This window comes from Paenirhodobacter populi, from assembly GCF_004022215.1.
Classification (GTDB): Bacteria; Pseudomonadota; Alphaproteobacteria; order Rhodobacterales; family Rhodobacteraceae; genus Rhodobacter; species Rhodobacter populi.
Window position 1 is genome coordinate 81,036 of sequence record NZ_SAUZ01000004.1, and the last position, 24,605, is coordinate 105,640.

The window sequence follows — 24,605 nt, forward strand, 5'->3', positions numbered from 1 at the left end:
GGCAACATAAAGATAGCGCTCTGGGTTTGACTATCCCATACATGAGACAATGTAGCGACGAGCGCGCTACGCGTAGCGTCGCTCATGCAATTTCGAAGGCAGAGCCATGGACAGAATCGACCCCAACGACCTCATGATGTTTGCCTACATCGTGGAGCAGGGCAGTTTCAAAGGAGCTGCGGATCGCACTGGCATACCTCACTCAACGATCTCACGGCGAATAATGCTGCTGGAAGCGCAACTAGGAGAAAAACTTCTCCACCGCACGACCAGAAAAATAACGTTGACCGAATTCGGCAAAGGCGCACTGACACACGCCCGGCAAATCACCGCCGAAGTCGAAGCCGCCGAAGAGCTTATTCAAGGCCGCAGCCCGGAGCCATGCGGTCGGCTCCGCATTTCGATTCCGACAGACTTTACGAGCGACATACTCGGCTCGCTGCTGACGCGCTTCGCGGTCGCATACCCCAAGATTACACTCGATATCGACGTCTCCCGGCGCCGCGTTGACCTCGTTGCGGAGAATTTCGACCTCGCGATACGAATCGGCAGTCTTCCGGATGACGCAACACTTATCGCGAGAAGAGTGGGCACATTTCACATGGGCCTCTATGCCTCACCGAGCTACCTCAATGAGTACGGTCTGCCGAGACACCCGGATGACCTCGCAACACACGCCATCCTACATCTGACTCAACGCTTTGACGAATCAATGACATTGAATCTCAATTGGGATCAGCAAAATTGGAAGGGAAAACCAGAAAGGCGAGTCGCCGCAAATACGCCAGGAGTACTCATGCATATGGCAATGAATGGTGCGGGGATCGTGAATTTGGCAAGCCATTTTGCGCGGGACAATGTACAAGCAGGCCGCCTTATCGGTATTCTTGACAAATGGCAGCAACCGGAAATTCCGATATGGGCCATAGTTCCGGGTCGAAGACTCCTTCCTGTAAGGACAAGAACATTCATTGACCAGTTAAAAGCGGATCTTTCCAATTAAGCCGATCACATGCAAACCGAATCAGATCGAGAACAACCCTGCCAGATCCATTTGGTATCGTCTGATGCCGGCGCCCGAGAAAACACGCCCGCCTGAGGCCGGCCCCCCGGACCGGAATTTCTCTCAAAGCGACCTTCCCGATCAAGGGTGTCGTGGAGATGCAAGTATGCTCGATTTCGGAAGGCAACACGCTCGAATTTCCAGACGATCACGCAGACTATGGTGGAGATCGACAAGCGCAGTCCGCAAGGAAGCTCGCTGCAAGGTTCGCCGAGAGGCTTTGCATAAGAAACCCGCCCCCGTTGGGGCGGGCTTTCAATTTCAATTATCTATAATCTGCGGGAGATTACTCGGATCACTGCTCGTCGGGCAAAGCGTAGGCGACCACATAGTCGCCGCGATCCGGCGATTGGCGAGCACCGCCAGCCGACACGACCACGAACTGGCGCCCGCTTTTCGGGGAGACATAGGTCATCGGGGTGGCCTGGGCGCCAACCGGCAGCCGGCCTTTCCAGATTTCTTCACCCGTCGCAGCATCCAGTGCGCGCAGGTAGTAGTCCTGCGTGCCCGCGTAGAAGACCAGACCAGAGCCAGTGGAGATAGGGCCGCCCAATGTGGGCATGCCCAGCGGGACCGCCAGACCGGCCTTTATGCCACCGGCAACCACAGTGTCCTCCACCGTTCCGGCGGGCCGCTGCCAGACCAGTTCACGCTTGGACAGATCGATTGCCGAAAAGGTGCCCCACGGCGGCGCATTGCACGGCAGCCCAAGGAACGACACCAGCGAGCTATGTGTGATACCGAAGGGGACACCTTCCTGAGGATAGGTACTGCCGACGCCATGGCCCGCATTCACCCCGGCGAGGTCGGCCTGCGGGATCAACCGGACAACCTGCGGCATGCGAATGTCGTTGACGATCAGATAGCCCGTCCCCGCGTCGATCGAGGCGCTGCCCCAATTCATCCCGCCGTAGTAGCCGGGGTAGAGCAGGCTGGCCTCCGTCGTGGCCGCGGTGAACTCGCCCTCGTAGCGCAGCTTGCGGAAGGCGATCCGGCAGGAAAGCTGATCAAAGAAGGTCGCACCCCACATCCTTTTCTCGGTCAACGGCTCGGTCCCGATGGCGGGCATGCCGACCGAGTAGGGCTGCGTGGCGGAGACCCAGTCGCCTTCCTGATGCTCCTGCGGAACCGGCTTCTCGACGACTTCGGCAATCGGCTCGCCGGTGCGGCGGTCGAGCATGAAGATCTGGCCGCGCTTCGTCAGCTGAATCAGGGCCGGGATCGTGCCACCCTTTCCATCCGGCACGTCATAGAGCGCCGGCTGGGCCGGAACGTCGTAGTCCCAAATGTCGTGATGCACCGTCTGGAACTTCCACCGCTCGCGGCCGGTGGCGATGTCGAGTGCGACGATCGCCGACGAGTATTGCTCGGAAAGCTCTGGCCGCAGCGCACCCCAGAAGTCGGGATTCTGGTTCCCGGTCGGCAGAAAGACCAGGCCCAGATCCTCGTCGAAAGCAGGCGTAGACCAGACATTGGGCGTGGTGCGCGAATAGGTCTCGCCCGTCGGCGGCAGTCCGGTGATCTCGGGGTTGCCCAGATCCCAGGCCCAGACAAGCGCGCCGGTGTCGGCATTGAACGCGCGGACGACGCCCGAGGGCTCATCGACCGAACGCCCGTCGAACACCCAGCCGCCGACGATGATCAGCCGTCCAACCACAGTCGGCATCGAGGTGGGTTGATACCAGGCCGGCTTGATTTCGCCCATACCAGCCTTGAGATCGACGATTCCGCCCGTCCCGAAAGTTTCGCACAAGGCGCCCGTCTCGGCATCGAGTTGGATCAGACGCGCGTCGATCGTCGTCGTCACAATACGACGACCACAGATCGCGTTTGCGGCGATGATAGCCGGAACGGCGCCCGTATTGGCATCCGGGATCGGCGGATCGGCGACGGCGGAGGGTTCGTAATATGCCACGCCGCGGCAACGGTTCCACACGGTCGTGTCCGCTGGCTTCGGATCGTAGCTCCAGCGCTCTTCGCCGGTGTCCGCGTCGATAGCGAAGACCTTGTTCAGCGGCGTGCAGATATAGAGAGTATCTCCGATCTGGATCGGAGTGTTCTGGTTTTCAGACCCGAGTTCGGCCATCTCACCGGTGCGGAAGGTCCAGGCAACAGTCAGCTTGTCGACATTCTCTGGCGTGATCTGGGCTTCGGGGGCGAAGCGCGTCCCATCTGGGGTGCGGCCGTAATACTGCCAACGAGATTCCTCCGGCGCATCCACCGGTGCCCGCGCGACGGCCGTGCCCGCCGCGCTGACGACGCCGTGGGGAACAAATACAGATGCTCCACCGGCGATCAGGATCAGCGCAGCGACCAGAGAAACCGAATAGCCGGTTCGCTTCTTCATTCCCACCACCAGCAGTGGCGCTAGCAGTCCCATGACGAGGGTCATCACCACGAAGGGCGCAAGGCGGGGCATCAGTGCCCAGAAATCCAGCCCGGCTTCCCAGAGCGCCCAGAGAATCGTAGCGGAGGCGGTTGCGCCGAAAAGCCACAACGCTTCGGACCGCCGCAGGGCGACAAGAAAGCCGGAACCCAACAGCGCCAAACCAGCAAGAATATAATACCAGGAACCGCCTAACCAGGCGAGTTGAATTCCCCCCAAGGCGAGGGCGAGACCGACCAGAGCGAGCAGCGCTCCAAAAACCAAGAGCGTCCACCTCGCACGGGAACTCTGGCCGACACGGCCGTCCACGCCACTTAATCCTGATCCTGACATTTCAGTCCTCGTCCTTGCTGGTCATACGCTTCTTTAATGCTCGAAGCCGCAAGACGACCCGGAGCAGTCTCATTGACAAATTATCTGCGGCTGCTGACGCACACGCATACTCGTTTCCACTCACACACGAGCCAGCTCCGGACGAACTTTCCCTAATCTTCCAGGTCCCGACACTCACCGATCCAATTTCATCGGCCGGGTTGGGCAAGAGCCTCCGCAAGCTTGCCATCGTCGTCCAAACCTGGGTGCCGCCGCCCATGCATGCGGATCCGGTCTCATCTGCGAAATCCCGGTACGCGGCACAAAGCATCCGAAACGTCCCCTTGTCCGACATACCGATCACACCTGCATGTTGGGTAAGGGATGAGATTTTTTGACCACGCGTCCGAGCAGTCAGATCGCAACACCCGCCTCAGTATGCCACCGCATACAGTCCTAGATTTCGGTATCCCTGTGAAGTTTCAGCGTCAATCTCGTAAAACTCTACTCAGAGGTTCCGAATTTTCTACTATACGCGGCCATCGACATGTCACGATCTCGGGGTCGGGCGCTCGAATCGCGCCCCCCCCCGCGAAAGGCAGCTGTCGGCTAAGAAGCGGGGCACAATTGCCTCGGCCAGTCTCGTATCCTATGCTATCGCGCACCGTCAGAACCGAGCTTTAGCAATTTATACTCCACGTTGCCGATATGCGCTGTCATCATCACCAACGGCTCGTGAAAGAGCGCTATCATTCGCCGTGCCGACCCAAGTTCTTGTAAAGCGCTCAGCGAAAAATTGCTTCTGTATCTTATGATACAGCTACATGAGAACACCCTGATTCATTTGCTACACTGCCTCAATTGACGTGATTAAATTCGGCATTGAATGTCGGCAAATTCAGCTACCCCCCAGAAATTGGACAGTGACGAAAGCTTAAGCCATGGACCGGCAAGTGAGACGTGGCATGATTGAACGGGACCATCCCGCGCTTTCGATCAGGGCGCAGTACCGGTTGCTGTCGATCTTGCGCTCGTCGTTCTGTCATGAACCGGAGGGCGAAATGGAACAGAACTTCGGCCTGATGCGTATGATTGACCGGCAGTTTTTGGATACGCCCTTCTACGGCATCCGGAGGTGGTTCAGTTTATCCGAACAGGTTCCGGGCGTTTTCTAAGTGATCTTCCACCTTGGTTATGCCGCCCCTGCTTCAGGCATTTTCTGGTTGAAGTAGGCTTGACCGGGGGGCTCGCGTCAAGAGATGAATGCGGCTGTCGTAGAAGCCGAGATGGCAGCTAATGCCGGTCCCTGCCTCGGACACGCTGGCAGAGGCCCACAGGTAGACTTCCCCGCATTTGATGATCCGCCAGAGGCGCTCGACGATCACTTTGTCGCGCCATGCGCCTCGGCCATCCATGCTGATCATGATCTCGCGGGCGGCCAGCGCCGATACGTTGACACGACCGACAGCCACGTTTCGATCCGGAATCGAGCAGGACCTCAGTCAGCCACCGAAACCCATGCGGGCGCGATCCCGGTTCCGCGACCAAGGAAATAGCCGAACTGGATGTTCATCTCGCCGATTGGCTCAAGGAAGCGACTGTTTGTGAGCGGTCCTGCGTCCGTGGGTGCAAAGCCAAGTGCGGCCGCGAGATCGCGGACTTTCCCGGTCGCGCTTGGCTCATCCCCGGCAACGAAAACCTGAAGGGTCTTGCCCGGCCGTGCCTCCTGAGCGAGCAGCCCAGCAAAGATGGTATTGAATGCCTTCACGACAGTCGCCGTCGGCGCGGCTTTCTGTATTTCCTCCGCTGCAGAGGTGGTCAGCCCCAGGACCAGATCCTTGTAATCCGGAGCGATTGGATTGCTGATATCCACCAGAATCTTACCCGTCAGGTCACCGGCTTCCTTCAGGTGCGCGATTGTTGCGTCATATGGCAGTGCGAAGATGGCAATATCCGACACCTTCAGCGCGACAGGGATGCCTCCCCCTTCGACATTCGAACCGATGTCGGCCGCCAGCGCTGCGGCCTTCGCCGGATCACGATGACCGATAATCACTTCTTTGCCTGCAGCCACCAGGGCTCGCGCGAACCCGCTTCCCATGTTTCCGGTCCCAATCACCGCAATCTTCATGATCCGTCTCCATTCTACGGTTGGTTACATCCGCACTATCAACCTGAAAGCCAGTGCGATAAATCTGCACTCCAGCTCATCAAATGAAACAGGGTGTTTGCAATGGACAGGCTCGCCGCAATGGAGGTGTTCGTCAGGGCCGTCGATCTCGGATCGTTCAGCGCCGCAGCGGACGCGCTCCAGATGTCATCACAGCTGGTCGGCAAGCATGTCCAGAAGCTGGAACAGCATCTCGGTGTTCAGCTTCTGCATCGAACGACAAGGCGGCAAAGCCTGACCGACTTCGGACGCTCGTTCTATGAAAGGGCAAGAATTATTCTCGCCGAAGTCGCGGCGGCCGAAGGGCTGGCGGCGGAAACCCGCGCCATCCCGAGCGGCAGACTTCGGATCAATGCCCCCGTCAGCTTCGGAATGCGGACGCTTTCCCCGAAGCTTCCCGAATTCATGAAGGCCTATCCGGATGTGACTGTCGATGTAACCCTTGGCAACCGCGCCGTCGATCTCGTTGACGAAGGTTTCGACGTGGTCTTCCGAGTAGGAGAACTGATTGACAGTGGGCTGATCGCGCGAGCGCTCGCACCCTACCGTCTGGTGCTCTGCGCTGCGCCCGCCTATCTGACAGGGCGATTGCCGATACGCGAACCAAAGGACCTCGCACATCATGAATGCCTCGGATTCGCACATACAGAACTGCGCACTCACTGGGCCTTCTACGGACCCGAAGGACGAGAGGAGGTGACAGTCTCCAGCCATCTTATGTCAGATCATGGAGAGCCCCTGCTCTGTGCAGCCTTGGCTGGCCTTGGAATAATCCTTCAGCCCGAAGAGCTGGTTCACGACGCAATTTCCGATGGAACCCTCATCCCGCTCCTGCCCGGATATCGCGTCCCGACGCGCCCCCTGCACCTTCTCTACGCACCGGATCGGCGGATCACACCCAAGCTGAGATGCTTTATCGACTTCGCGGTTCATGCGTTTGGGCACAAAAGACCGACGACGGACGGAGAACCAAGGTTTCCAGAGCTCCCACCAGGGAATGTTCAAACGGACTAGAGAGTGCCCTGCTGCCCATGTCTGGCAAGCACATCTACAACGTAGCGGATACGGGCCAGCAGATGGCGCGTCTCTGGCCAAAGCGCATATATTCCTACCGGAGCTATGCCATATTCCGGCAGCACTTCAACCAGCCGGCCTTCCGCAAGCGGCCGCGCGACCAATGACAGTGGCATCTGTGCGATGCCAAGTCCGGCCATCGCTGCCTCCACCACTGCTGAGCCATCTCCTATCTCATGAGTTGCGAGGACATGAAGGCGTTCGGGCTGACCATCACCTCTTGCGATCCGATACCCGGTCGGCACATCGCGCCTGACACCGGTAATACAGTCATGATGATGCAGATCCTCCGGGGTCGATGGAGCGCCCTTGCGAGCAAGATATCCGGGTGCCGCCACCAACGGAGCGCGCTGCTCAGCGAGCTTGCGCGTGATCAGCCCACTCGTATCCGGCGTTTCTCCGAAGCGGATCACAAGATCGACGCGCTCCTCGATCGGGTCGATAATGCGATCAGTGAAGGAGAGCGAGAGATGAAGTCCCGGATGCTCCTGTGTGATGCCGAAGAGGATCGGCAGCAGAACTTCCCGTCCCCACGCTGCGGGGGCGTCGACGCGAAGACGCCCGACAATGTCGCGATTGCCGCTCGCAAGAGACGTCTCGGCCGCGCCGATTTCCTCCAGGGCGCGACGCGCCACGGCAAGATAGGCCTCACCATCCGCCGTAAGGACCAATCGACGCGTGCTGCGATGGATCAGCTGGGTTCCAAGGCGCGCCTCCAGACGACTGACGCTTTTGCCCACCGCAGACTTGGTGACGCCGAGCGTGCGCGCGGCCTCGGTGAAGTTCAGATGACGGGCGGCCTCGACAAAGGCCTGGACGCCGGCGAGGTGATCGAGCTGGGCCATTGTAGAGTTTAGCTCCACTCTGAAGTCACTTTGGAAGTATTTATGCCAACCAAAGATACGACTATTTTTGCCAACGCAAGTCTTCTCGCGCTTTCAATCGGAACGCAGAGGGTCTGCGCCCCATGTTCTGACAATGAAAGGAAACAACATGCCCGTGGTTCGCGTAAGCTGGTTCGAAGGCAAATCCGCTGAAGAAAAGGCGAAGGTTGCCGCCGAAATCACCGAAAGCATCGTCCGCAACACCAAGACCGATGCGAGCTACATCTATGTCATCTTCGACGACGTGAAAGCATCCGATTGGGCCGGGGCCGGCAAACTCTTCGGCTGACGCTCCTACAGTGCGGGGCGCCGATACATTTCGGGCCCCCGCCAGGCGCACGTTGAACTGCGCTCCCCCCCTTGCATTGCATCCCGTGTCGGCGCATTTCGAAGGAGACCCCATGAAACGTTTTCTTTTCTCCATTTTGGCCTGTGTGCCGCTACTGACGAGCCCGGTTCTGGCAGAGCCTGCCGTCGAGGCGCTCGGCACCGATTTCACCTTCCCCAATCAGATCGAAGGCATGCCCGGGAAACTCTCGGATTTCGTGGCGCTGCAGATCAATGCTTTTACGACCAATGACGATGTTCGGCTGACCTACTGGGAAGCGGGCAGCGGCGATCCGATCGTCTTCATCCCGCCTTGGGGCGGCAATGGGGCCGAGTTGATCAGCGTGATCTGGCTGATGTCGCAGACACATCACGTCTATGTTCTAGACCCGCGGAACCAAGGGCTCTCGGAAAAAACCCTGAAAGGGGCGCGGGTTTCCCGCTATTCGATGGATCTGAACGAGTTCCTTGATCATGCAGGGCTGGAGAAAACAACACTTGCAGGTTGGTCGATGGGAGCCTCGGTCCTGTGGGGGTATATCGACCTCTTTGGCACAGACCGGATCTCGAAAGCTGTCTTCGTCGACGAACCCGTATCGATCTATACCCATGCCGATTGGTCCGAGGAAGAACGCCGCAATGCCGGTGGCATGACAACTTCACCCGAGCGGATGATCGCGGCATTTCAAGGCGCACCCACCAACCAGCAGATCGTCGACATGAAGGTGGTGGAACGCTCCCAGATGATGGATTCCCCTTACGCCCAAAACTCCGCCGCCCTCGCCAAAGCGGTGGTCGACACCGACATGGCCTATGCGATGAGAGTGATGTTCGATCATGCGACCAACGACTGGCGCGACGTGATCGAGCACAAGCTCGACATTCCGGTGGCCGTCTTCTCTGGTGAGCAAAGCAACAATCTGCTGAGCCAGGTCTGGATTGCCGAAACGGCTCCCGACGGTCGCCTTTTCAGCTATACGACCGCCGAGGAGGGCGATCATTTCCTCATGCTCAAGAACCCGCTGAAGTTCGTGGAAGATCTACGGACCTTCCTTGCGGAGTGAGCAGATGAAGATTTGTCCCACACATCGGGGAAAAGAACATGCTCGGCATTGGCATTTTAGGCTGCGGACTGGTGTCGCAACATCTGCACATTCCGGCTCTCGCGCAACTTGCTGACCGCTTTGCGATCAGGCCGCTCTACGAGACACCTCGCCACAGTACGGGAGCAACTGGCCGCGCGACTGCCGGGCACTGCCGCCTATTCATCGGTCGATGCACTTGTGAGTGATCCCAGTGTCGATGCCGTCCTCGTTGCCAGCCCATCAGCCTTGCACGCACGACATGCATTGGCATGCCTTGGGCACAGGCCGACATGTGCTGATTGAAAAACCCATGTGCATGACACTCCCTGAAGCAAACGAGCTTGGGGCCGCAGCCTGTGATGCAGCAAGAGTCGTTCAGATTGGCTATATGCGCCGCCACACGCCCACATTCGAAAAGGCAAGGCAGCTGGTCGACGCGATGGCAGGTGGAATCAACATGGCGCGCGTACGGGCGATCATCGGTCCGAACAGCACGTTTCTCACACCCACAACGGCAGTCATCTCCGGTGAAGACATGCCATCCGACATGCTTGACGAGGCGACAGAGGCGCTGGCGACGCGCTCAGTCGCCGGAACGACCGAAGGTCCCCGTGCCTTCGTACACAAGCTTCTGCTTGGGCTGTAGACTCACGATCTTTCCGTGATGCGCGGACTGATCGGCATGCCGAAACAGGTTCTGACTGCCCGGTACCGCCGGGAGGGACGGTTCCTCAATGCTGATTTCGATTTAGGCGATTTCATCTGCTATTTCGAAACCGGGATCGACCGCATCGCGCGCTTCGATGCCACTGTGGAAGTGCTGTCGGATGATCGCATCCTGCGCCTTGACTACGGCACTCCTTTTGTCATGCATCTCCCGGCAACGCTTCATATGACCGAATGTGAAGGTGACGGCGGCGTAAAGCGGACCATATATCAACCTGAAGGGCAGGACTCGTTCGTCCCTGAGTGGCAAGCCTTCCATGCTTCCGTCACGAGACACGTTATGCCACGCACCGACATCGCTGATGCCTGCGAGGATCTGATACTGATCGAAAAGATCATGACCGTCCTTGAGGGATAGAAGACTCGTTCACGGGAGCCATCCAGTTCAACCCCGTCCTGTCCAGACCGGTAGGACGATATCGTCGACGATTTCGGTGATATCCGCCTCGGTCAGCGGTTGAAACGTGATCATCATCTCGTGGCGCGCAAGATCGACCGGCAAGCGCAACAGTCTCGGGGTCACGTGGCCCGGGCGCACCTCACCTCGCGCGATTGCCCGATCCAGTATCTGCTGCAGCGGATACCCCGTACTGCCCACTTGGGCGCGGATATCAGCGAAGCTGGAATACGCAGCCTCCAAGTCCTTCCGCATTTCATATATCAGGTGCACAAGTTTCGGTGAGGATCGCCGCGCGATCTGACGGAAGAGCAACATGAGCTCCTCTCGGACGCTTCCCAGATCCGGAACTTCCGTAGGGTTCTGAAGTGCATACCGAACAATCGCCGCAGAAGCGAGCTTGGACAGAGTATCCCAACGCCGACTCAGCACGGTGCGACTTGTTCCGGCACGACGGGCAACAGATTCCAGCGTCAGCTTCTCGTAGCCATAGGTCGTCAACTCTTCCCATGCGGCATCCAGTATGGCCTCCTCCAGCGCCGCGCCGCGTCTCCGCCGTGCCTTGTCCTCTCTGGTCTCAGACATCACCGTACTCGCCCTGCAGTCGTTTCACGATTCCGATCCTGATGTCGCGATGCGCGCACCCGGTCAGACAACCAGTACTACCATTTCACCGCATCGAACGAAACTTCATGTCGGCTTAGGCGGCGAACCTGCGCAGGGCGCCGACCCGAGAACAATTCCCCAGAAAGCTATCCGACAAAAAAAGGCGACACGGACAGATCATAAGATACATCCACGAACCCTATTGACAAGACCCCCAATCACGTAAGATACATATTCGCATCTTATTTGTTCTTGGTGAGCCTTGAGCAACTTCGCCGACCTTCGTCGTTACCAAGAACAGGGCCGCGCCCCTGATCGGTCTTGCCGCTGACAAAAGTTCATCTCGAAAATGGAGCAGAGTATGAAGAAGCCCCCCTCGATCAGCCTTGCACGGCTCTGCGCCGCCACACTGGCGCTAGGCACCGTCGGACTGGTATCCCAGGCCGAAGCCCAATCCCAGGCCAGGACCCAGGCACAAGCGCAGGTCACGTCCACGGACCGCATGATCTTCGGCCTCGGCGCCGCAAGTGCACCAGAGTATCAAGGCTCGGATGAAAGGAAAACGCGAGCGATCCCGCTCATCGACATCGCACGCGGACCTTTCTTCATGAACCTGCGCAACGGTATCGGCGCTTATCCGTTCGAATATGGGGACTTCAGGTTCGGGGCGAGCATCGTCTACATTCCCGGCTTCGACCTTCCCTATGCGCTTGGAGAGGTTTCCGGCAGTGCGGGCGCCCGCCTGTTCACGGACTGGGAGCGGGACGGATTCAACGCGACCTTCGGCATGACCAAAGCCGTATCCGGCGATCTCGAAGGCATGCTCGTGGATGCCAGCCTGTCCTACCGCTACAACGTCACCTCGAAGCTGACGCTCATCCCGGTGATCGGCACCACATGGTCGGACGGCGACTACAATCAGAGCTACTTCGGCGTCACGCCGGCACAGGCGTCGGCAGCGGGCATTTCCGCGTTCTCGCCGGGTGGAGGCTTCAAGGATGTCTCCATCGGTCTGAGCGCGAACTACCGCGTCACCGACCGCGTGAACCTGACGGCCTCGGCGACGATGTCCAAGCTTCTTGGAGACGCGAAGGATAGCCCGATCGTCTTCGACGACACCCAAGCCTTCGGCTTCATCGGGGTCTCCTATCGCTTTGGCAACTGACACCTGACGTTCCGCGCCGTCGCGGGATCGCTGAAGAGGTCGATCCCTTCGGCGGTGCCGCGATGGCGTGATCCGCTTTTTCAAAGAGGGCCGCATGACATCGCGCAGAAAATGGATGGCCGGAGGCGCGGTTGCGGCAGCGGCGGCACTTGGCACCTGGTTCTGGCTCAACACAGAGCCGCAGTCCCTTCCGGTCGGGATCGCCGGCAGCAATGGTCGGCTGGAAGCCGTGGATATCGACATCGCAGCGCAGACCGGCGGCCGACTGAAGGATGTGTTCGTCACCGAGGGCGACTTCATTGAGGCCGGGCAGGTTCTGGCGCAGATGGACACAGCCCGCCTCGAAGCGCAGAAGCTGGAAGCCGAGGCGCAGATCCGTCGCGCCGAAATCGGCATCGACACCGCGAACAGCCTGGTGACCCAGCGGGAAGCCGAGCGCGAGGCGGCGGCCGCCAATGTCGAGTTGCAGGAGGCCGAACTCGATGCCGCGGAACGGCGTCTGGCCCGATCCGAGGCGCTTGCCCGCGCAAACACCGTCTCGCAACAGGTTCTGGACGACGACCGGGCGAGCGAGCGCAAGGCGCGTGCTGCACTGGCCTCGGCAAGAGCCTCCGTGGCGGCTTCGGAGGCGGCGATCGGGGCGGCGCGGGCGCAGGTAGTGGATGCAGAGGCCGCGGTCGCTGCGGCGAAGGCCGCGCTCGGCAGCATCGCCGCCGAAATCGCCGACGCGACGCTGACCGCCCCGCGGGACGGGCGGGTGCAATACCGGCTCGCACAGCCCGGCGAAGTGCTGGGTTCGGGCGGGCGGGTCATCAACATGATCGACGTCACGGACGTCTACATGAACATCTTCCTGCCGACCGAACTGGCGGGGCGGATCGCCATCGGCACCGAGGTGCGGCTGGTGATGGATGTGGCGCCCGGTGCCGTGATCCCGGCCACGGTCTCCTTCGTCTCGGATGTGGCCCAGTTCACGCCCCGTTCGGTCGAGACCGAGGAAGAGCGCCTGAAGCTGACGTTCCGCGTCCGGGCGAAGATCGCGCCGGAACTCCTCGTGCAACATATCCGGCAGGTGAAGACCGGGCTTCCCGGCATGGCCTATGTGCGCGTCGATCCGGCTGCCGAATGGCCCGGCTTCCTGCAACAGGGTCTCGTCGCGCCATGAGCGACGAGGCCGTTGCGCATATCCGGGAACTCGGGCTGACCTATGGCAGGGTCAAGGCGCTGGACAGCGTCACGCTGGAGATCCCTGCCGGCCGGATGGTCGGGCTGATCGGGCCGGACGGTGTCGGCAAATCCAGCTTGCTGGCGCTGATTTCCGGCGCGCGCACCCTGCAGACCGGAACGCTGCAGGTGCTGGGCGGCGACATGAGCCAACCGGGACATCGACGGCAGGTCTGTCCGCGTATCGCCTATATGCCGCAGGGGCTCGGCCGGAACCTCTATCACACGCTGTCGGTCTTCGAAAATGTCGATTTCTTCGGGCGCCTCTTCGGTCAGGACCGCATCGAACGCGAGGCGCGGATCGCCGATCTGCTGGTGGCGACCGGGCTGTCACGCTTCCGCGACCGCCCGGCGGGCAAGCTCTCGGGGGGCATGAAGCAGAAGCTGGGCCTGTGCTGCGCGCTGATCCACGACCCGGATCTGCTGATCCTTGACGAGCCCACCACGGGCGTCGACCCGCTGTCGCGCCGCCAGTTCTGGGACCTGATCGACCGCATCCGCGCGGGACGTCCCGGCATGAGCGTGATCGTCGCCACCGCCTATATGGAGGAGGCCGCGCGCTTCGACTGGCTGGTCGCGATGAGTGCCGGAAAGGTCCTTGCAACAGGTACGCCGGCAGACCTGATGGCGCGCACCGCGACCGCCGATCTGGACGCCGCCTTCATCGATCTGCTGCCCGCGGAAGACCGCCTGGGCCACAGCCGGGTGATCATTCCGCCGATGCAGCGCGACGCGGGCGAATACGCCATCGAGGCCGAACATCTGACCATGCGCTTCGGCGACTTCACGGCCGTGGACGACGTGAGCTTCCGCATCCCGAAGGGCGAGATCTTCGGCTTCCTCGGCTCGAACGGCTGCGGCAAGACCACCACGATGAAGATGCTGACCGGGCTGCTCTCGGCCAGCGAAGGCACGGCAAAACTGTTCGGCCACCAGGTCGATCACGATGACCTCTCGGTGCGCAAGCGCGTGGGCTACATGAGCCAGGCCTTCTCGCTCTACGGCGAGCTGACGGTGGCGCAAAATTTCGATCTGCATGCGCGGCTCTTCAAGCTGGACCCCGCAAAGATCCCCGGCCGGATCGCCGAAATGGCCGAACGGTTCGACCTGACAGCCGAGATGGAGAGCCGCCCGGACGCGCTGCCGCTCGGTATCCGACAGCGGCTATCGCTCGCCATCGCCATGCTGCATGCGCCGGATATCCTGATCCTGGACGAGCCGACCTCCGGCGTCGATCCGGTGGCGCGGGATGCGTTCTGGCAGATCCTGTCCGACCTGTCGCGCAAGGACGGGGTGACGATCTTCGTCTCGACCCATTTCATGAACGAGGCCGAACTCTGTGACCGGATCTCGCTGATGCATGCGGGCAAGGTGCTGGTCTCGGATACGCCGAAGGCGATTACCGAGGCAGGCGGCGCCGCCACGCTGGAAGACGCCTTCGTGTCCTATCTCGAAGCGGCCATCGGCGACACCCCGGCACCGGAGGTTTCGGCCCCGCATGTCCCCGCTGCCCACACCCCGGCGAAAAGCCCGGTTTTCGATCCGCGGCGGATGTTCAGCTATGCCACGCGCGAGACGATGGAGCTCCGGCGCGACCCGATCCGCGGCACGCTCGCCATCCTCGGCACCCTGATCCTGATGTTCGTGATCGGCCTCGGCATCAGCACCGACGTGCAGGACCTCACTTTCGCGGTGCTCGATCACGACGACAGCACGATCAGCCGCGACTATGTCCAGCAGATCGCCGGCTCGCGCTACTTCATCGAGCAGGAACCGCTTGCCGACTATGCGGAGATGGACCGCCGCCTGCGCGAGGGCAATCTGAACCTCGCGCTGGAGATCCCGCCGAATTTCGGGCGCGACATCCTGCGCGGGCGCGACGTCGAGATCGGCGGCTGGATCGACGGCTCCGGGCCGCAGCGCGCCGAGACCGTGCAGGGCTATGTGCAGGGCATGCATTCCCACTGGCTGACCCTGCGGATGCGCGAGGAATATGGCGCGGCGGCCGTAGCGGGCGATTTCAGTCTGCAACTGCGCTACCGCTACAACCCCGACATCAAGAGCCTTGTCGCCATGGTGCCGGCGGTGATCCCACTGCTTCTGCTGCTGATCCCCTCGATGCTTTCGGCCCTCTCGGTGGTGCGCGAAAAGGAACTCGGCTCGATCACCAACCTCTACGTTACCCCGGTGACGCGGCTGGAATTCCTGCTGGGCAAGCAGATCCCCTATACCGCCATCGCCATGCTGAATTTCTTCCTGCTGACGGCCCTGGCGATCTTTGCCTTCAAGGTGCCCTTCACCGGCAGCTTCGCCGTCTTCGTCCTGTCCGGCTTTCTCTACGTCACGGCCGCAACCGCCATCGGTCTTGTGATCTCGGCCTTCATGAACAGCCAGCTCGCGGCGGTCTTCGCCACCGCGCTGATCACCATCCTGCCGGCGGTGCAGTTCTCCGGCCTCACCGATCCGGTATCCTCGCTCGATGGCGTCGGCGCCGTGATCTCGCAGATCTATCCGACCACGCATTTCATCACCATCTCGCGCGGCGCGTTCTCCAAGGCGCTCGGTCTTGAAGAACTCGGCGGCGCGATCCTGCGGCTGGCGCTGGTGATCCCGGTGCTGATCGGCCTCGGCGCGCTCCTGATGCGCAAGCAGGAGAGGTAGGCGATGGACCCGGCCAATATCCTGCATCTCGGCGTCAAGGAGATCCGCGGTCTGCTGCGCGATCCGGCGATGCTGTTCCTGATCGTGTTCTCCTTCACCTTCTCGGTCTACACCTCGGGCACCTCCCGCTCCGAGACGCTCAACCGCGCGCCGATCGCGATCGTGGACGAGGACCAGTCGCCGGTGTCGCTGCGGATCCTGGAAGCCTTCCAGCCGCCCTATTTCGCAGCCCCCGTCCTGATCACCGCCGCCGAGATGGACCGCCGGATGGACGAGGGGCTGGATACCTTCGCGCTGAACATCCCGCCCGATTTCCAGCGCGACCTGCTGGCCGGCAAGCAGCCCGAGATCCAGCTGAACGTCGATGCGACGCGGATGACCCAGGCCTTCCTGGGTTCCGGTTATGTGCAGCGGATCGTCTCGGCCGAGGTGGCCGAGTTCCTCGCGCGCTATCGCGCCAATGAAGTGTCGTCCGTCAACCTCTTGCTGCGGCCGCGCTTCAACCCCGAACTCAACGACGGCTGGTTCCAGGCGATCATGAGCGTGGTCAACAGCGTCACCATGCTGTCGATCATCCTGGCCGGCGCCGCCCTGATCCGCGAGCGGGAGCACGGCACGATCGAGCATCTGCTGGTCATGCCGGTGACCCCGCCCGAAATCCTGATCAGCAAGGTCTGGTCGATGGGCCTCGTGGTGATGGCGGGCACGGGTTTCGCCCTGCTCGGGATGGTGGACTGGCTCCTCGGCATCCCCCTGCAGGGCTCTCTGCTGCTCTTCTTCGCCGGTACCGCCCTTCATGTCTTCGCCACCGCCTCGCTCGGCATCTTCCTCGCGACCATGGCGGGATCGATGCCGCAGTTCGGTCTGCTGCTGATCATGGTGCTGCTGCCCCTTCAGGTGCTGTCGGGCGGCAGCACCCCGATCGAGGCGATGCCGGAGGCGGTCCGGCTCTTCATGCAGGCCGCCCCCAACACGCATTTCGTCAAGCTCGCGCAGGCCGTCCTCTTCCGCGGCGCGGGCCTCGACGTGGTCTGGCCGCAGATGCTGTGGCTTCTCGCCATCGGCAGCGTTCTGTTCGCGCTGTCCCTCGGCCAGTTCCGGAAGTTCCTCAAATGAGCTCCCGCACCCCGACGCCATCAGACGATGCCCTCCCTCCGGCAGAAGGAACCCCGAGGATGAAGGTCTGGACACGATCCCTGGCGCTGGTCGCAATGACGGGGGCCGGTCTCTATCTCGCCTCCACCCTTCTGGGGTCATCGGATGGCGCATCCCAGGGCCTCGACACGACAGCCGGAGCACAGGCGGCCGTGCCGCAGGCGCAGCCCGTGATGCAACTCCTGCCGCGCGAGGTTCTCCGCGTCGCCCCCGCAACCCTTGTCGAGCGCCTGACCGTGAGCGGCGAGGTCCAGCCGGTTCAGCGCGTCACCCTGCGCGCCCGATCCGCAGGCGTCGTCGCCGAGCTTGGTGCGCGCGAGGGTGAAGCGGTCAAGGCCGGGGATCTGCTGGTCCGCTTCGACACCGAAGATCTCGCGGCCACCCTGGCGCTGCGGCAGAGTGAGATCGACGCCACCGAGGCCCAGCTTCTCTTCGCGCGGCAGGCGCTGGACCGGATCGAGCGACTGGCCGAACGCACGATCGCCACGCAGGAACAGCTCGACCAGGCGCGGCGCGAGGCCGCCGTTCTGAAGGCGCAGCTCGACGGACTGAGGGCACAGGCCGGGATCGCGCGGGCGGCCTTGCGCGACGCGGAGATCCGCGCACCCTTCGACGGGGTGGTCGCAAGCCGCAATGTGGATATCGGGGAACGCACCGCCGCCGAGGCCGAGCTGATGACGCTGGTCGATCCGACCAGACTGGAAGCACGGGTTCTCATCGCCACGCGCGACGTGCCCCGGATCGCGCCCGGTCAGGCCGCAGAACTGCGGATCGACGGGCTGGAGGGCGAGACGATCGAGGGCTCGGTCCTGCGCATCAATCCCGTCGCGAATGACGGCTCGCGCTTCATCTCCGTCCATATCGGGCTGGACGACCCGGATGGGCGGCTGCGGGGCGGGATGTTCGCGACCGGCACGATCCTTGTCGAGGAACGAGCCGATGTGCTGGCCCTGCCCGCGACCGCGCTGCGCGAGGACGGGGCGGGGGCCTATGTGCTGCGGCTCGCGGAGGGGCAGATCGAGCGCCGGCCCGTGGTGACCGGCGCCGCCTGGAGCGGCGGACGGATCGAGATCCGCGACGGGATCGCATCGGGCGACATGATCCTCATCGCCCCGCTGCCGGGTCTCGGCGAGGGCGTGCTGGCCGAAGTCTCGGGGGGCTGAGCGATGTTCCTCACCCGCATCTCGGTCACCCATCCGGTTTTCGCCACCATGATGATGGTGGCGCTGGTGGTCTTCGGCGCCTTCTCCTACCTCCGGCTGGGGCTCGACCAGTATCCCAACGTCGACGTGCCGATCGTCGTCGTCATGACCACCTATCCCGGCGCCACGCCCGAGACGGTCGAAACCGAGGTTTCCAAACCCATCGAAGACGCGATCAACACCGTCAGCGGGCTTGATCAGGTCACCTCGACCTCCTACGAGGGCCGGTCGGTGGTGGTGGCCGAGTTCCGGCTCGACGTGGCCGGTCCCGCCGCCGTGCAGGAGGTCCGCGACAAGCTCGCGCCGCTGGAGGCGAGTTTCGCGGATGATGTCGACAAGCCCGTGGTCTCGCGCTTCAACCCCTCGGACCAGCCGATCCTGTCCATCGCCATCAGCGGCCCGCGCTTCGATGTCGCGGGACTGACCGCCCTGACCGAGCAGCAGATCATCCGGCAGCTGACCACCGTCTCCGGCGTCGGTCAGGTCACGCTGGTCGGCGGCCGGACGCGGCAGGTCGATATCGTCATCGACGAGACCCGGATGCGCGCGCTGTCCATCGGTATCGACGAGGTGCTGGCGGCCCTGAGCAACGGCAACCAGAACCGGCCCGCCGGAAACCTGGTGACCGGCTTCTCCGATCTCGGCATCCAGGTGCAGGGCCGGATCGACGAGCCCGCGGATTTCCTCGACATGATCGTGGCGCGGCGCGGCGGCGGGCCGGTCTATCTGCGCGATGTCGCGACCGTCACGGACGGCGCGGCCGATGGCGAGAGCCTCGCGCTTTACAACGGCGAGCCAGCCCTCGCGCTCGACATCGTCAAGGTGCAGGATGCCAATACCGTGCAGGTGGTTGATGACGTGATCGCGCGCCTCGGCCGGTTGAACAGCGAACTCGCCGCGAGCGGCGTCACGCTCAGCGTGGTCACCGATGCCTCGCTGCCGATCCGCGAGTCGGTGGCGCAGGTGCAGGCCACGCTGATCGAGGGCGCGGCGCTGGCCGTGGCCATCGTCTTCCTGTTCCTGAACTCCTGGCGCAGCACGGTGATCACCGGCCTGACCCTGCCCATCGCCATGATCGGCACGCTGGCGGTGATCTCGGTGCTGGGCTTCACGCTCAACACCCTGAGCCTGCTGGCGCTGACGCTTTCCATCGGCATTCTTGTCGATGACGCCATCGTCGTGCGCGAGAACATCACCCGCCACCTGCATATGGGCAAGTCACACCTTCAGGCCGCGCTCGACGGCACCAACGAGATCGGTCTCGCGGTGCTGGCGACGACCGCGACCATCGTCGCGGTCTTCCTGCCCGTCGCCTTCATGGACGGGATCGTTGGCCGCTTCTTCTACGAGTTCGGGGTGACGGTTTCAGCGGCCGTGCTGATCTCGCTCTTCGTGGCCTTCACGCTCGACCCGATGCTCTCCAGCGTTTGGTACGACCCCGACACCCAGCCCGATGCGAAGCGCGGGCCGGTCGGCCGCCTGATCGCACGGTTCGAGCACGGCTTCGAGCGGCTGGCCGGCGGCTACCGCCGCCTGATCGGCTGGACCCTGCGCCATCGCCTCGTCACGCTGACCGCGACCTTCGGCATCTTCATCGGCAGCCTCTTCATGGTACCGATGGTCGGGGCCGAGTTCACGCCGACAGCGGATGAAGGGCGTTTCCAGATCAATGTGCAGACGCCGGTCGGCTCCTCGCTCGACTATACCGCCGCCAAGGTCGGGCAGATCGAGGCGGCGCTGCGCGAGTTCCCCGAGGTCGATACGCTCTATTCCACCGTCAACACCGGCACCGCCACCGGCAAGCATCGCGCCGCCATCCTGGTCGGCCTCGTGCCGCAGGGCGAGCGCACGCGCACCCCTCTGATGCTGGCCGACCCGATCCGGGAGCGCCTCTCGGTCATCCCGGGGATCGAGATCGCCATCGTGCAGCAGGGGCTTGGCGGCGGCGACAGCCCGATCCGCCTCAGCATCCTCGGCGACGACCAGACGGAGCTCGAGCGGATCGCGGCCGGGCTGATGGAAAGGATGCGCGCAATTCCCGGCATGGTCGACATAGCCTCCAGCGCCGATGCGGCGAGCAGCGTGATCGCGGTGCGGCTGCGGCGCGAGGCCGCCAGCGACCTCGGCCTCGGCATCCATCAGATCGGCGCTGCCCTCGCGCCGCTGATCGGCGGCGAGGAGGTCACCACCTGGACCGACAGCTCGGGCGAGACCCACGATGTCGTGGTCCGCCTGCCGGCCGAGCGGCGCGCGGATACCGATGTGCTCGGCGATCTGATGCTCACGACCGGCGGGACGGATGCCAATGGCAACCCCGCGATGGTCCGGCTCGATCAGGTGGCCAGGTTCGTGCAGGTCGGCACCGCCTCGGAAATCCGCCGCCTCGACATGACCCGAGAGGTGCAGGTATCGGCGGACATCTCCGGCCGCGTGCTGGGCGACGCCACGGCCGATCTGGAGGCCCTGATCGCCACGCTCGACCTGCCCCAGGGCTATCGCATCCAGTTCGGCGGCGATTCCTCGACCATGCAGGAGACGATGGGCCACATGATCACCGCGCTCCTGATGGCCGTGACCTTCATCTATATCGTGCTCGCCTCGCAGTTCGGCAGCTTCCTGCAGCCCCTTGCCATCATGGCGGCGCTGCCGCTGTCACTGATCGGCGTGCTCCTCGGCCTCATGGTCGCGGGCAGCACGATCAACATGTTCTCGCTGATCGGCTTCATTATGCTGATGGGGCTCGTCACCAAGAACGGCATCCTGCTGGTGGATTTCGCGAATCGCGAGCGCAGGCGCGGCCTGCCGCTGAACGAGGCGCTGATCAACGCCGGCGCAATCCGGTTCCGCCCCATCGTCATGACCACGCTCGCGATGATCGTCGGCATGATCCCGCTGGCGCTGGCCGTCGGCGGCGGCGGGGCGCAGCGCGCGCCGATGGCCCATGCAGTGATCGGCGGGCTGATCAGTTCCACCGTCCTCACGCTGATCGTGGTGCCGGTGATCCTGTCTTATATTGACGGAATTTCTCGATGGGCAGCGAAGTTCTCGCAGAAGCGTCCGGAAGATCACAGCTTCGAAACGGCGTCACGTGCTCCGCATCCATGACGCGAAATCGTGGTTTTTGACCCTCGGCAATTCATTAAAGCAGTCCTTGCTTCGGCGTTCCAGCTTCGGGGCGGCACCTACGTTCCTCAAGTGATCCATTTGCATTGGCCGCAGCAATCAACAGACCATGACCCGGGCCTCTCCATCAGATGCCCAGAAACCCGCAACGGAAAGCAAAAGCGAATCCGTCTCTATCGAAATCTGCTGCGGGCAAAGGTCTGTGCAGGAAGACCCGCCTAGTCTTCACATTTCTTCTGGCGACCCGGCGAGCAAGACTGCCGAGAGCAGACCCGGGAACTTCCGATCCAGTTCCTCCCTGCGAAGATTGTTGATATGTGTCGGTCCCTCAATTCGAGTGAGAACGAGACCCGCATCCCGCAGGACGCGGAAGTGATGGGACATCGTCGACTTCGGTCGTCCGGTATCCAGAGCATAGCATGTTGCCTCACCACCGTCCGCAAGCTTGCGGACGACATCCAGCCGAATGGGATCGCTGAGCGCATAGAGCACCCGGCAAAGATCCACTTCTTCTATATCAGGATGTCTGATCACCCGCATGAAGGCACACTAGCACGTCCTTGCCACCCTCGCCAATGTTCGATAATACTCGAACTAGCATACATTAAGCCGATCCCACGGATCGCCTGTCGCACCGGAGAATTCCATGGCACCGCTGTTTACACCCTTCACGCTAAAAGATGTCACCTTGCGCAACCGGATCGTCGTCTCGCCCATGTGCCAGTACTCGGCCGAAGATGGTCTGATAGGCGATTGGCACTATGGACATCTGACAGCCCTTGCACGCGGCGGCGCGGGGCTCGTGATCGCGGAGGCAACTGCTGTCTCACCGGAAGGGCGCATCACCCCCGGCTGCCCCGGCCTGTGGAATGATGACCAGACGGAACGGTGGCAAAAGGCAGTCGCCCTCATGAAGGCCGCCGGAGCAGTCCCTGGAATCCAGATTGCGCACGCGGGCCGCAAGGCCAGCGCGAACCGCCCCTGGGAAGGCGACGATCATATTCCGGTCGGCGATCCTGGCGGATGGGATACCATTGCCCCGTCAGCCATCGCCTATGGCGCAAATCTGCCAAATGTCCCGAGGGAAATGACCCTCCAAGACATCGCCCGTGTGCAGGCTGACTTCGTCGCAGCCGCGCAGAGAGCCTATACCGCTGGCTTCGAATGGCTGGAGCTTCACTTCGCCCACGGCTATTTGGCCCAAAGCTTCTTCTCCACCTGGTCCAACAAGCGCAAAGACAGCTACGGCGGCGATTTTGATGGGCGCGCACGCTTCATTATTGAAACGCTCGCCGCAGTCCGTGAAGTCTGGCCGGCGCACCTACCGCTGACCGCACGCTTCGGCGTGACGGAATTCGCCGGCGATGATGACCTCGACGAAGGGATCGAACTGGTTCGCCGCATGAAATCCACCGGCCTCGATCTGATTGACGTGAGCGCGGGCTTTTCTACACCGACAGCGGATGTACCCTGGGGGCGGTCATTTATGGCACCGATCGCCAAGCAGGTCCGTGACGCGACCGACATGCCGGTTACTACCAGCTGGTTCATCAGCACCGCAGATGAGGCAAATGAGCTTATCGCCACCGAAAATTTGGATCTGGTATCCCTCGGACGGCCGTTTCTGGCCAACCCACACTGGCCTTATGACGCAGCGATGAAACTTGGCGTAGAAGGTTCCGCCTGGGCAACACTGCCCGCCCAATACGCACATTGGCTGGACCGCTACCGCTCGGAGTAAGTCGCGCCTTCAAGCAAGCAGGGCGGGCGCTTGAGACATGGCGGGCGCGCCTATAATCCACCACAGCACCCAACGCACATCCCTCCCGCAACGTCATGCGGATACTTCCAAAAGGGGCATCACCCCTACGCAGATCGTTCCGACCGGAGCCAGCGGCTATATCGGAGCGTCTGTCGCAGCCGGTCTGTTATGGGTGCATTCCGCCAAAAGGACTTTCCAATGAACTGGACCGACGATTCTGATGGCGCGGCGTCCATGAAGCTGGCTGCAACCGCAGCGAACTCCTGCAAATCGGAAGAACTGCTAAAAAGCAGCACCTCATGGAATGGCACACCCTATGACCGTTACCCGCCTGGGCGCCCCCAACTGTCGGTGATCCGGTTTACCATTCCACCCCACACATCCCTGAGCTGGCACACGCACCCCATGCCAAACGCGGCATTCGTCATTTCGGGGGAGTTCACGCTTGAAGAAAAAGGGACAGGCAAATCCCGACTGGTCAAGGCAGGTGAAGCGTTCGCGGAATCCGTCGATGACATCCACCGGGGCTACACAGGCGATACGCCTGCGGAGATCATCTGCACCTATGCTGGCGTGGAAGGCCTGCCGCTCTCCATTCCTGCCCCCTGAGACGCCGTCTGCAAGCTATCGTTTCGGCAAAGTATCTGTGTTCACTCCGCAGCTGGACGAGCCGTTTCACGCCTTGCCTCAGGACTCGCCCGATGGCTGAATCCACAGCCAAACCGAATCCCGTGCTCCCTCCACCCGCCGGTCGGGCTGCCCAATTTTCCACCTGAAAACTTACTGGCCTCGTAGAGCACGATCTACTGCCACTCGATTGTAGCCGCAGGGGATACTCTGGGTAGAAGCGATCAGAATTTACGCATCCTGAGTATAGAGATAGCACGGAAAGAGGTTTGTCGACCACGGCATACAGCCGAATTCCTATTCAGAAAGGAGTTGATCATGCCTGAATCAATCACCCCCGATTACGTTTATCTGGTTGGAACCCTGAAGGCCCGCCCCGGAAAAGTTGGTGATTTGATCACTGCGGTCAAAAGCATCGTTCCCGGAGTGCGAACCGAGCCAGGTTGCATTTCCTACGCCGCTTTCGTCGATCGCACTGATCCGAATACCGTTGTGATGCTGGAGACTTGGGACAGTGCAGCGGCGCTGGAAACCCATGCCTCTGCACCGGCATTCAGTGGACTCGCGGCCACCTTCGATGAACTTCTGAGTGAGCCACCCGTACTGGTAACCCTGCAACAACTCGCCTGACCACCCGACCTGGAGGCCGGATTGTC

Annotated in this window: 22 protein-coding genes and 1 pseudogene; 17 read left to right on the forward strand and 6 right to left on the reverse strand. The window is 61.8% G+C overall.

All coding sequences use genetic code 11. The features are described from left to right. Positions 1 to 106: 106 nt before the first annotated feature. Positions 107 to 1,003: a LysR family transcriptional regulator gene (locus D2T30_RS05035; protein WP_128207980.1), complete on the forward strand. Its 897-nt coding sequence runs from the start codon at positions 107 to 109 to the stop codon at positions 1,001 to 1,003. A gap of 355 nt (positions 1,004 to 1,358) precedes the next feature. On the opposite strand, the gene D2T30_RS05040 is transcribed toward D2T30_RS05035, so the two are convergent. Further along, positions 1,359 to 3,758, reverse strand: a complete 2,400-nt coding sequence (locus D2T30_RS05040; RefSeq protein WP_241651201.1) for a membrane-bound PQQ-dependent dehydrogenase, glucose/quinate/shikimate family — start codon at positions 3,756 to 3,758, stop codon at positions 1,359 to 1,361. Positions 3,759 to 4,726: 968 nt separating this feature from the next. Between D2T30_RS05040 and D2T30_RS05045 the strand changes: the two genes are divergently transcribed. Next, positions 4,727 to 4,936, forward strand: a complete 210-nt coding sequence (locus D2T30_RS05045) for a hypothetical protein (RefSeq protein WP_128207982.1) — start codon at positions 4,727 to 4,729, stop codon at positions 4,934 to 4,936. On the opposite strand, the pseudogene D2T30_RS05050 reads toward D2T30_RS05045, so the two are convergent. After that, positions 4,902 to 5,191 (reverse strand): annotated as a pseudogene (locus tag D2T30_RS05050) (hypothetical protein); the annotation flags it as partial. The gene D2T30_RS05045 and the pseudogene D2T30_RS05050 sit on opposite strands and share 35 nt — an antisense overlap. 68 nt (positions 5,192 to 5,259) lie before the next feature. Further along, positions 5,260 to 5,892 (reverse strand): NADPH-dependent F420 reductase, encoded by a 633-nt coding sequence (locus tag D2T30_RS05055; protein WP_128207984.1) that lies wholly within the window; start codon positions 5,890 to 5,892, stop codon positions 5,260 to 5,262. A gap of 102 nt (positions 5,893 to 5,994) precedes the next feature. Between D2T30_RS05055 and D2T30_RS05060 the strand changes: the two genes are divergently transcribed. Then, on the forward strand, positions 5,995 to 6,945 hold the full coding sequence (locus tag D2T30_RS05060) for a LysR family transcriptional regulator (RefSeq protein ID WP_128207985.1): 951 nt from the start codon (positions 5,995 to 5,997) through the stop codon (positions 6,943 to 6,945). On the opposite strand, the gene D2T30_RS05065 is transcribed toward D2T30_RS05060, so the two are convergent. Then, a complete protein-coding gene (locus tag D2T30_RS05065; protein ID WP_128207986.1) occupies positions 6,942 to 7,850 on the reverse strand; it encodes a LysR family transcriptional regulator in 909 nt (302 codons plus the stop codon). The two genes, D2T30_RS05060 and D2T30_RS05065, sit on opposite strands and share 4 nt — an antisense overlap. Before the next feature lie 148 nt (positions 7,851 to 7,998). Here D2T30_RS05065 and D2T30_RS05070 point away from each other — a divergent pair, with 148 nt between their 5' ends. From D2T30_RS05070 to D2T30_RS05090, 5 genes are all read left to right on the forward strand, one after another. Further along, positions 7,999 to 8,178: a tautomerase family protein gene (locus D2T30_RS05070; protein WP_128207987.1), complete on the forward strand. Its 180-nt coding sequence runs from the start codon at positions 7,999 to 8,001 to the stop codon at positions 8,176 to 8,178. Positions 8,179 to 8,290: 112 nt separating this feature from the next. Beyond that, positions 8,291 to 9,280 carry an alpha/beta fold hydrolase gene (locus D2T30_RS05075; protein WP_128207988.1) on the forward strand — a complete coding sequence of 330 codons (990 nt, stop codon included), beginning with the start codon at positions 8,291 to 8,293 and terminating at the stop codon, positions 9,278 to 9,280. A gap of 120 nt (positions 9,281 to 9,400) precedes the next feature. Continuing rightward, positions 9,401 to 9,604 (forward strand): Gfo/Idh/MocA family oxidoreductase, encoded by a 204-nt coding sequence (locus tag D2T30_RS24055; RefSeq protein ID WP_380728046.1) that lies wholly within the window; start codon positions 9,401 to 9,403, stop codon positions 9,602 to 9,604. Next, a complete protein-coding gene (locus tag D2T30_RS05085; RefSeq protein WP_164884212.1) occupies positions 9,561 to 9,947 on the forward strand; it encodes a Gfo/Idh/MocA family oxidoreductase in 387 nt (128 codons plus the stop codon). Before D2T30_RS24055 ends, D2T30_RS05085 begins: the two co-directional genes overlap by 44 nt. A gap of 18 nt (positions 9,948 to 9,965) precedes the next feature. After that, positions 9,966 to 10,385, forward strand: coding sequence for a hypothetical protein (locus D2T30_RS05090; RefSeq protein WP_128207990.1), 420 nt, complete (start codon positions 9,966 to 9,968; stop codon positions 10,383 to 10,385). A 27-nt stretch (positions 10,386 to 10,412) separates the two neighbouring features. On the opposite strand, the gene D2T30_RS05095 is transcribed toward D2T30_RS05090, so the two are convergent. After that, positions 10,413 to 11,009, reverse strand: coding sequence for a TetR/AcrR family transcriptional regulator (locus D2T30_RS05095; RefSeq protein ID WP_128207991.1), 597 nt, complete (start codon positions 11,007 to 11,009; stop codon positions 10,413 to 10,415). Between the two features lie 382 nt (positions 11,010 to 11,391). Between D2T30_RS05095 and D2T30_RS05100 the strand changes: the two genes are divergently transcribed. From D2T30_RS05100 to D2T30_RS05125, 6 genes are all read left to right on the forward strand, one after another. Continuing rightward, positions 11,392 to 12,195 (forward strand): MipA/OmpV family protein, encoded by an 804-nt coding sequence (locus D2T30_RS05100; protein ID WP_164884213.1) that lies wholly within the window; start codon positions 11,392 to 11,394, stop codon positions 12,193 to 12,195. 94 nt (positions 12,196 to 12,289) lie between these two features. Further along, a complete protein-coding gene (locus D2T30_RS05105; RefSeq protein WP_128207993.1) occupies positions 12,290 to 13,360 on the forward strand; it encodes an HlyD family secretion protein in 1,071 nt (356 codons plus the stop codon). After that, complete coding sequence (rbbA, locus tag D2T30_RS05110; RefSeq protein ID WP_164884214.1) at positions 13,357 to 16,080, forward strand: ribosome-associated ATPase/putative transporter RbbA; 2,724 nt, start codon at positions 13,357 to 13,359, stop codon at positions 16,078 to 16,080. The genes D2T30_RS05105 and rbbA overlap by 4 nt, the downstream gene beginning before the upstream one ends. Positions 16,081 to 16,083: 3 nt before the next feature. Then, positions 16,084 to 17,196, forward strand: a complete 1,113-nt coding sequence (locus D2T30_RS05115; RefSeq protein WP_128207995.1) for an ABC transporter permease — start codon at positions 16,084 to 16,086, stop codon at positions 17,194 to 17,196. Positions 17,197 to 17,255: 59 nt separating this feature from the next. Beyond that, positions 17,256 to 18,398, forward strand: coding sequence for an efflux RND transporter periplasmic adaptor subunit (locus tag D2T30_RS05120; protein ID WP_128207996.1), 1,143 nt, complete (start codon positions 17,256 to 17,258; stop codon positions 18,396 to 18,398). A 3-nt stretch (positions 18,399 to 18,401) separates the two neighbouring features. Beyond that, on the forward strand, positions 18,402 to 21,542 hold the full coding sequence (locus D2T30_RS05125) for an efflux RND transporter permease subunit (RefSeq protein WP_128207997.1): 3,141 nt from the start codon (positions 18,402 to 18,404) through the stop codon (positions 21,540 to 21,542). A 243-nt stretch (positions 21,543 to 21,785) separates the two neighbouring features. Here the strand turns inward: D2T30_RS05125 and D2T30_RS05130 are convergent, their stop codons facing one another. Continuing rightward, a complete protein-coding gene (locus D2T30_RS05130) occupies positions 21,786 to 22,100 on the reverse strand; it encodes an ArsR/SmtB family transcription factor (protein WP_128207998.1) in 315 nt (104 codons plus the stop codon). 106 nt (positions 22,101 to 22,206) lie between these two features. Between D2T30_RS05130 and D2T30_RS05135 the strand changes: the two genes are divergently transcribed. From D2T30_RS05135 to D2T30_RS05145, 3 genes are all read left to right on the forward strand, one after another. Continuing rightward, positions 22,207 to 23,301 (forward strand): NADH:flavin oxidoreductase/NADH oxidase, encoded by a 1,095-nt coding sequence (locus D2T30_RS05135; protein ID WP_128207999.1) that lies wholly within the window; start codon positions 22,207 to 22,209, stop codon positions 23,299 to 23,301. Between the two features lie 219 nt (positions 23,302 to 23,520). Further along, positions 23,521 to 23,931, forward strand: a complete 411-nt coding sequence (locus tag D2T30_RS05140; protein ID WP_206612863.1) for a cupin domain-containing protein — start codon at positions 23,521 to 23,523, stop codon at positions 23,929 to 23,931. Positions 23,932 to 24,267: 336 nt separating this feature from the next. Then, positions 24,268 to 24,579 carry a putative quinol monooxygenase gene (locus D2T30_RS05145; protein ID WP_128208000.1) on the forward strand — a complete coding sequence of 104 codons (312 nt, stop codon included), beginning with the start codon at positions 24,268 to 24,270 and terminating at the stop codon, positions 24,577 to 24,579. Positions 24,580 to 24,605 lie beyond the last annotated feature (26 nt).

Bases quoted from the DNA above. Each gene is read 5' to 3' on its own strand.
- D2T30_RS05035 (WP_128207980.1), top strand. From the start codon at position 107: ATGGACAGAATCGACCCCAACGACCTCATGATGTTTGCCTACATCGTG.
- D2T30_RS05045 (WP_128207982.1), top strand. From the start codon at position 4,727: ATGATTGAACGGGACCATCCCGCGCTTTCGATCAGGGCGCAGTACCGG.
- D2T30_RS05055 (WP_128207984.1), bottom strand. From the start codon at position 5,892: ATGAAGATTGCGGTGATTGGGACCGGAAACATGGGAAGCGGGTTCGCG.
- D2T30_RS05060 (WP_128207985.1), top strand. From the start codon at position 5,995: ATGGACAGGCTCGCCGCAATGGAGGTGTTCGTCAGGGCCGTCGATCTC.
- D2T30_RS05065 (WP_128207986.1), bottom strand. From the start codon at position 7,850: ATGGCCCAGCTCGATCACCTCGCCGGCGTCCAGGCCTTTGTCGAGGCC.
- D2T30_RS05070 (WP_128207987.1), top strand. From the start codon at position 7,999: ATGCCCGTGGTTCGCGTAAGCTGGTTCGAAGGCAAATCCGCTGAAGAA.
- D2T30_RS05075 (WP_128207988.1), top strand. From the start codon at position 8,291: ATGAAACGTTTTCTTTTCTCCATTTTGGCCTGTGTGCCGCTACTGACG.
- D2T30_RS05085 (WP_164884212.1), top strand. From the start codon at position 9,561: ATGCATTGGCATGCCTTGGGCACAGGCCGACATGTGCTGATTGAAAAA.
- D2T30_RS05090 (WP_128207990.1), top strand. From the start codon at position 9,966: ATGCGCGGACTGATCGGCATGCCGAAACAGGTTCTGACTGCCCGGTAC.
- D2T30_RS05095 (WP_128207991.1), bottom strand. From the start codon at position 11,009: ATGTCTGAGACCAGAGAGGACAAGGCACGGCGGAGACGCGGCGCGGCG.
- D2T30_RS05100 (WP_164884213.1), top strand. From the start codon at position 11,392: ATGAAGAAGCCCCCCTCGATCAGCCTTGCACGGCTCTGCGCCGCCACA.
- D2T30_RS05105 (WP_128207993.1), top strand. From the start codon at position 12,290: ATGACATCGCGCAGAAAATGGATGGCCGGAGGCGCGGTTGCGGCAGCG.
- rbbA (WP_164884214.1), top strand. From the start codon at position 13,357: ATGAGCGACGAGGCCGTTGCGCATATCCGGGAACTCGGGCTGACCTAT.
- D2T30_RS05115 (WP_128207995.1), top strand. From the start codon at position 16,084: ATGGACCCGGCCAATATCCTGCATCTCGGCGTCAAGGAGATCCGCGGT.
- D2T30_RS05120 (WP_128207996.1), top strand. From the start codon at position 17,256: ATGAAGGTCTGGACACGATCCCTGGCGCTGGTCGCAATGACGGGGGCC.
- D2T30_RS05125 (WP_128207997.1), top strand. From the start codon at position 18,402: ATGTTCCTCACCCGCATCTCGGTCACCCATCCGGTTTTCGCCACCATG.
- D2T30_RS05130 (WP_128207998.1), bottom strand. From the start codon at position 22,100: ATGCGGGTGATCAGACATCCTGATATAGAAGAAGTGGATCTTTGCCGG.
- D2T30_RS05135 (WP_128207999.1), top strand. From the start codon at position 22,207: ATGGCACCGCTGTTTACACCCTTCACGCTAAAAGATGTCACCTTGCGC.
- D2T30_RS05140 (WP_206612863.1), top strand. From the start codon at position 23,521: ATGAACTGGACCGACGATTCTGATGGCGCGGCGTCCATGAAGCTGGCT.
- D2T30_RS05145 (WP_128208000.1), top strand. From the start codon at position 24,268: ATGCCTGAATCAATCACCCCCGATTACGTTTATCTGGTTGGAACCCTG.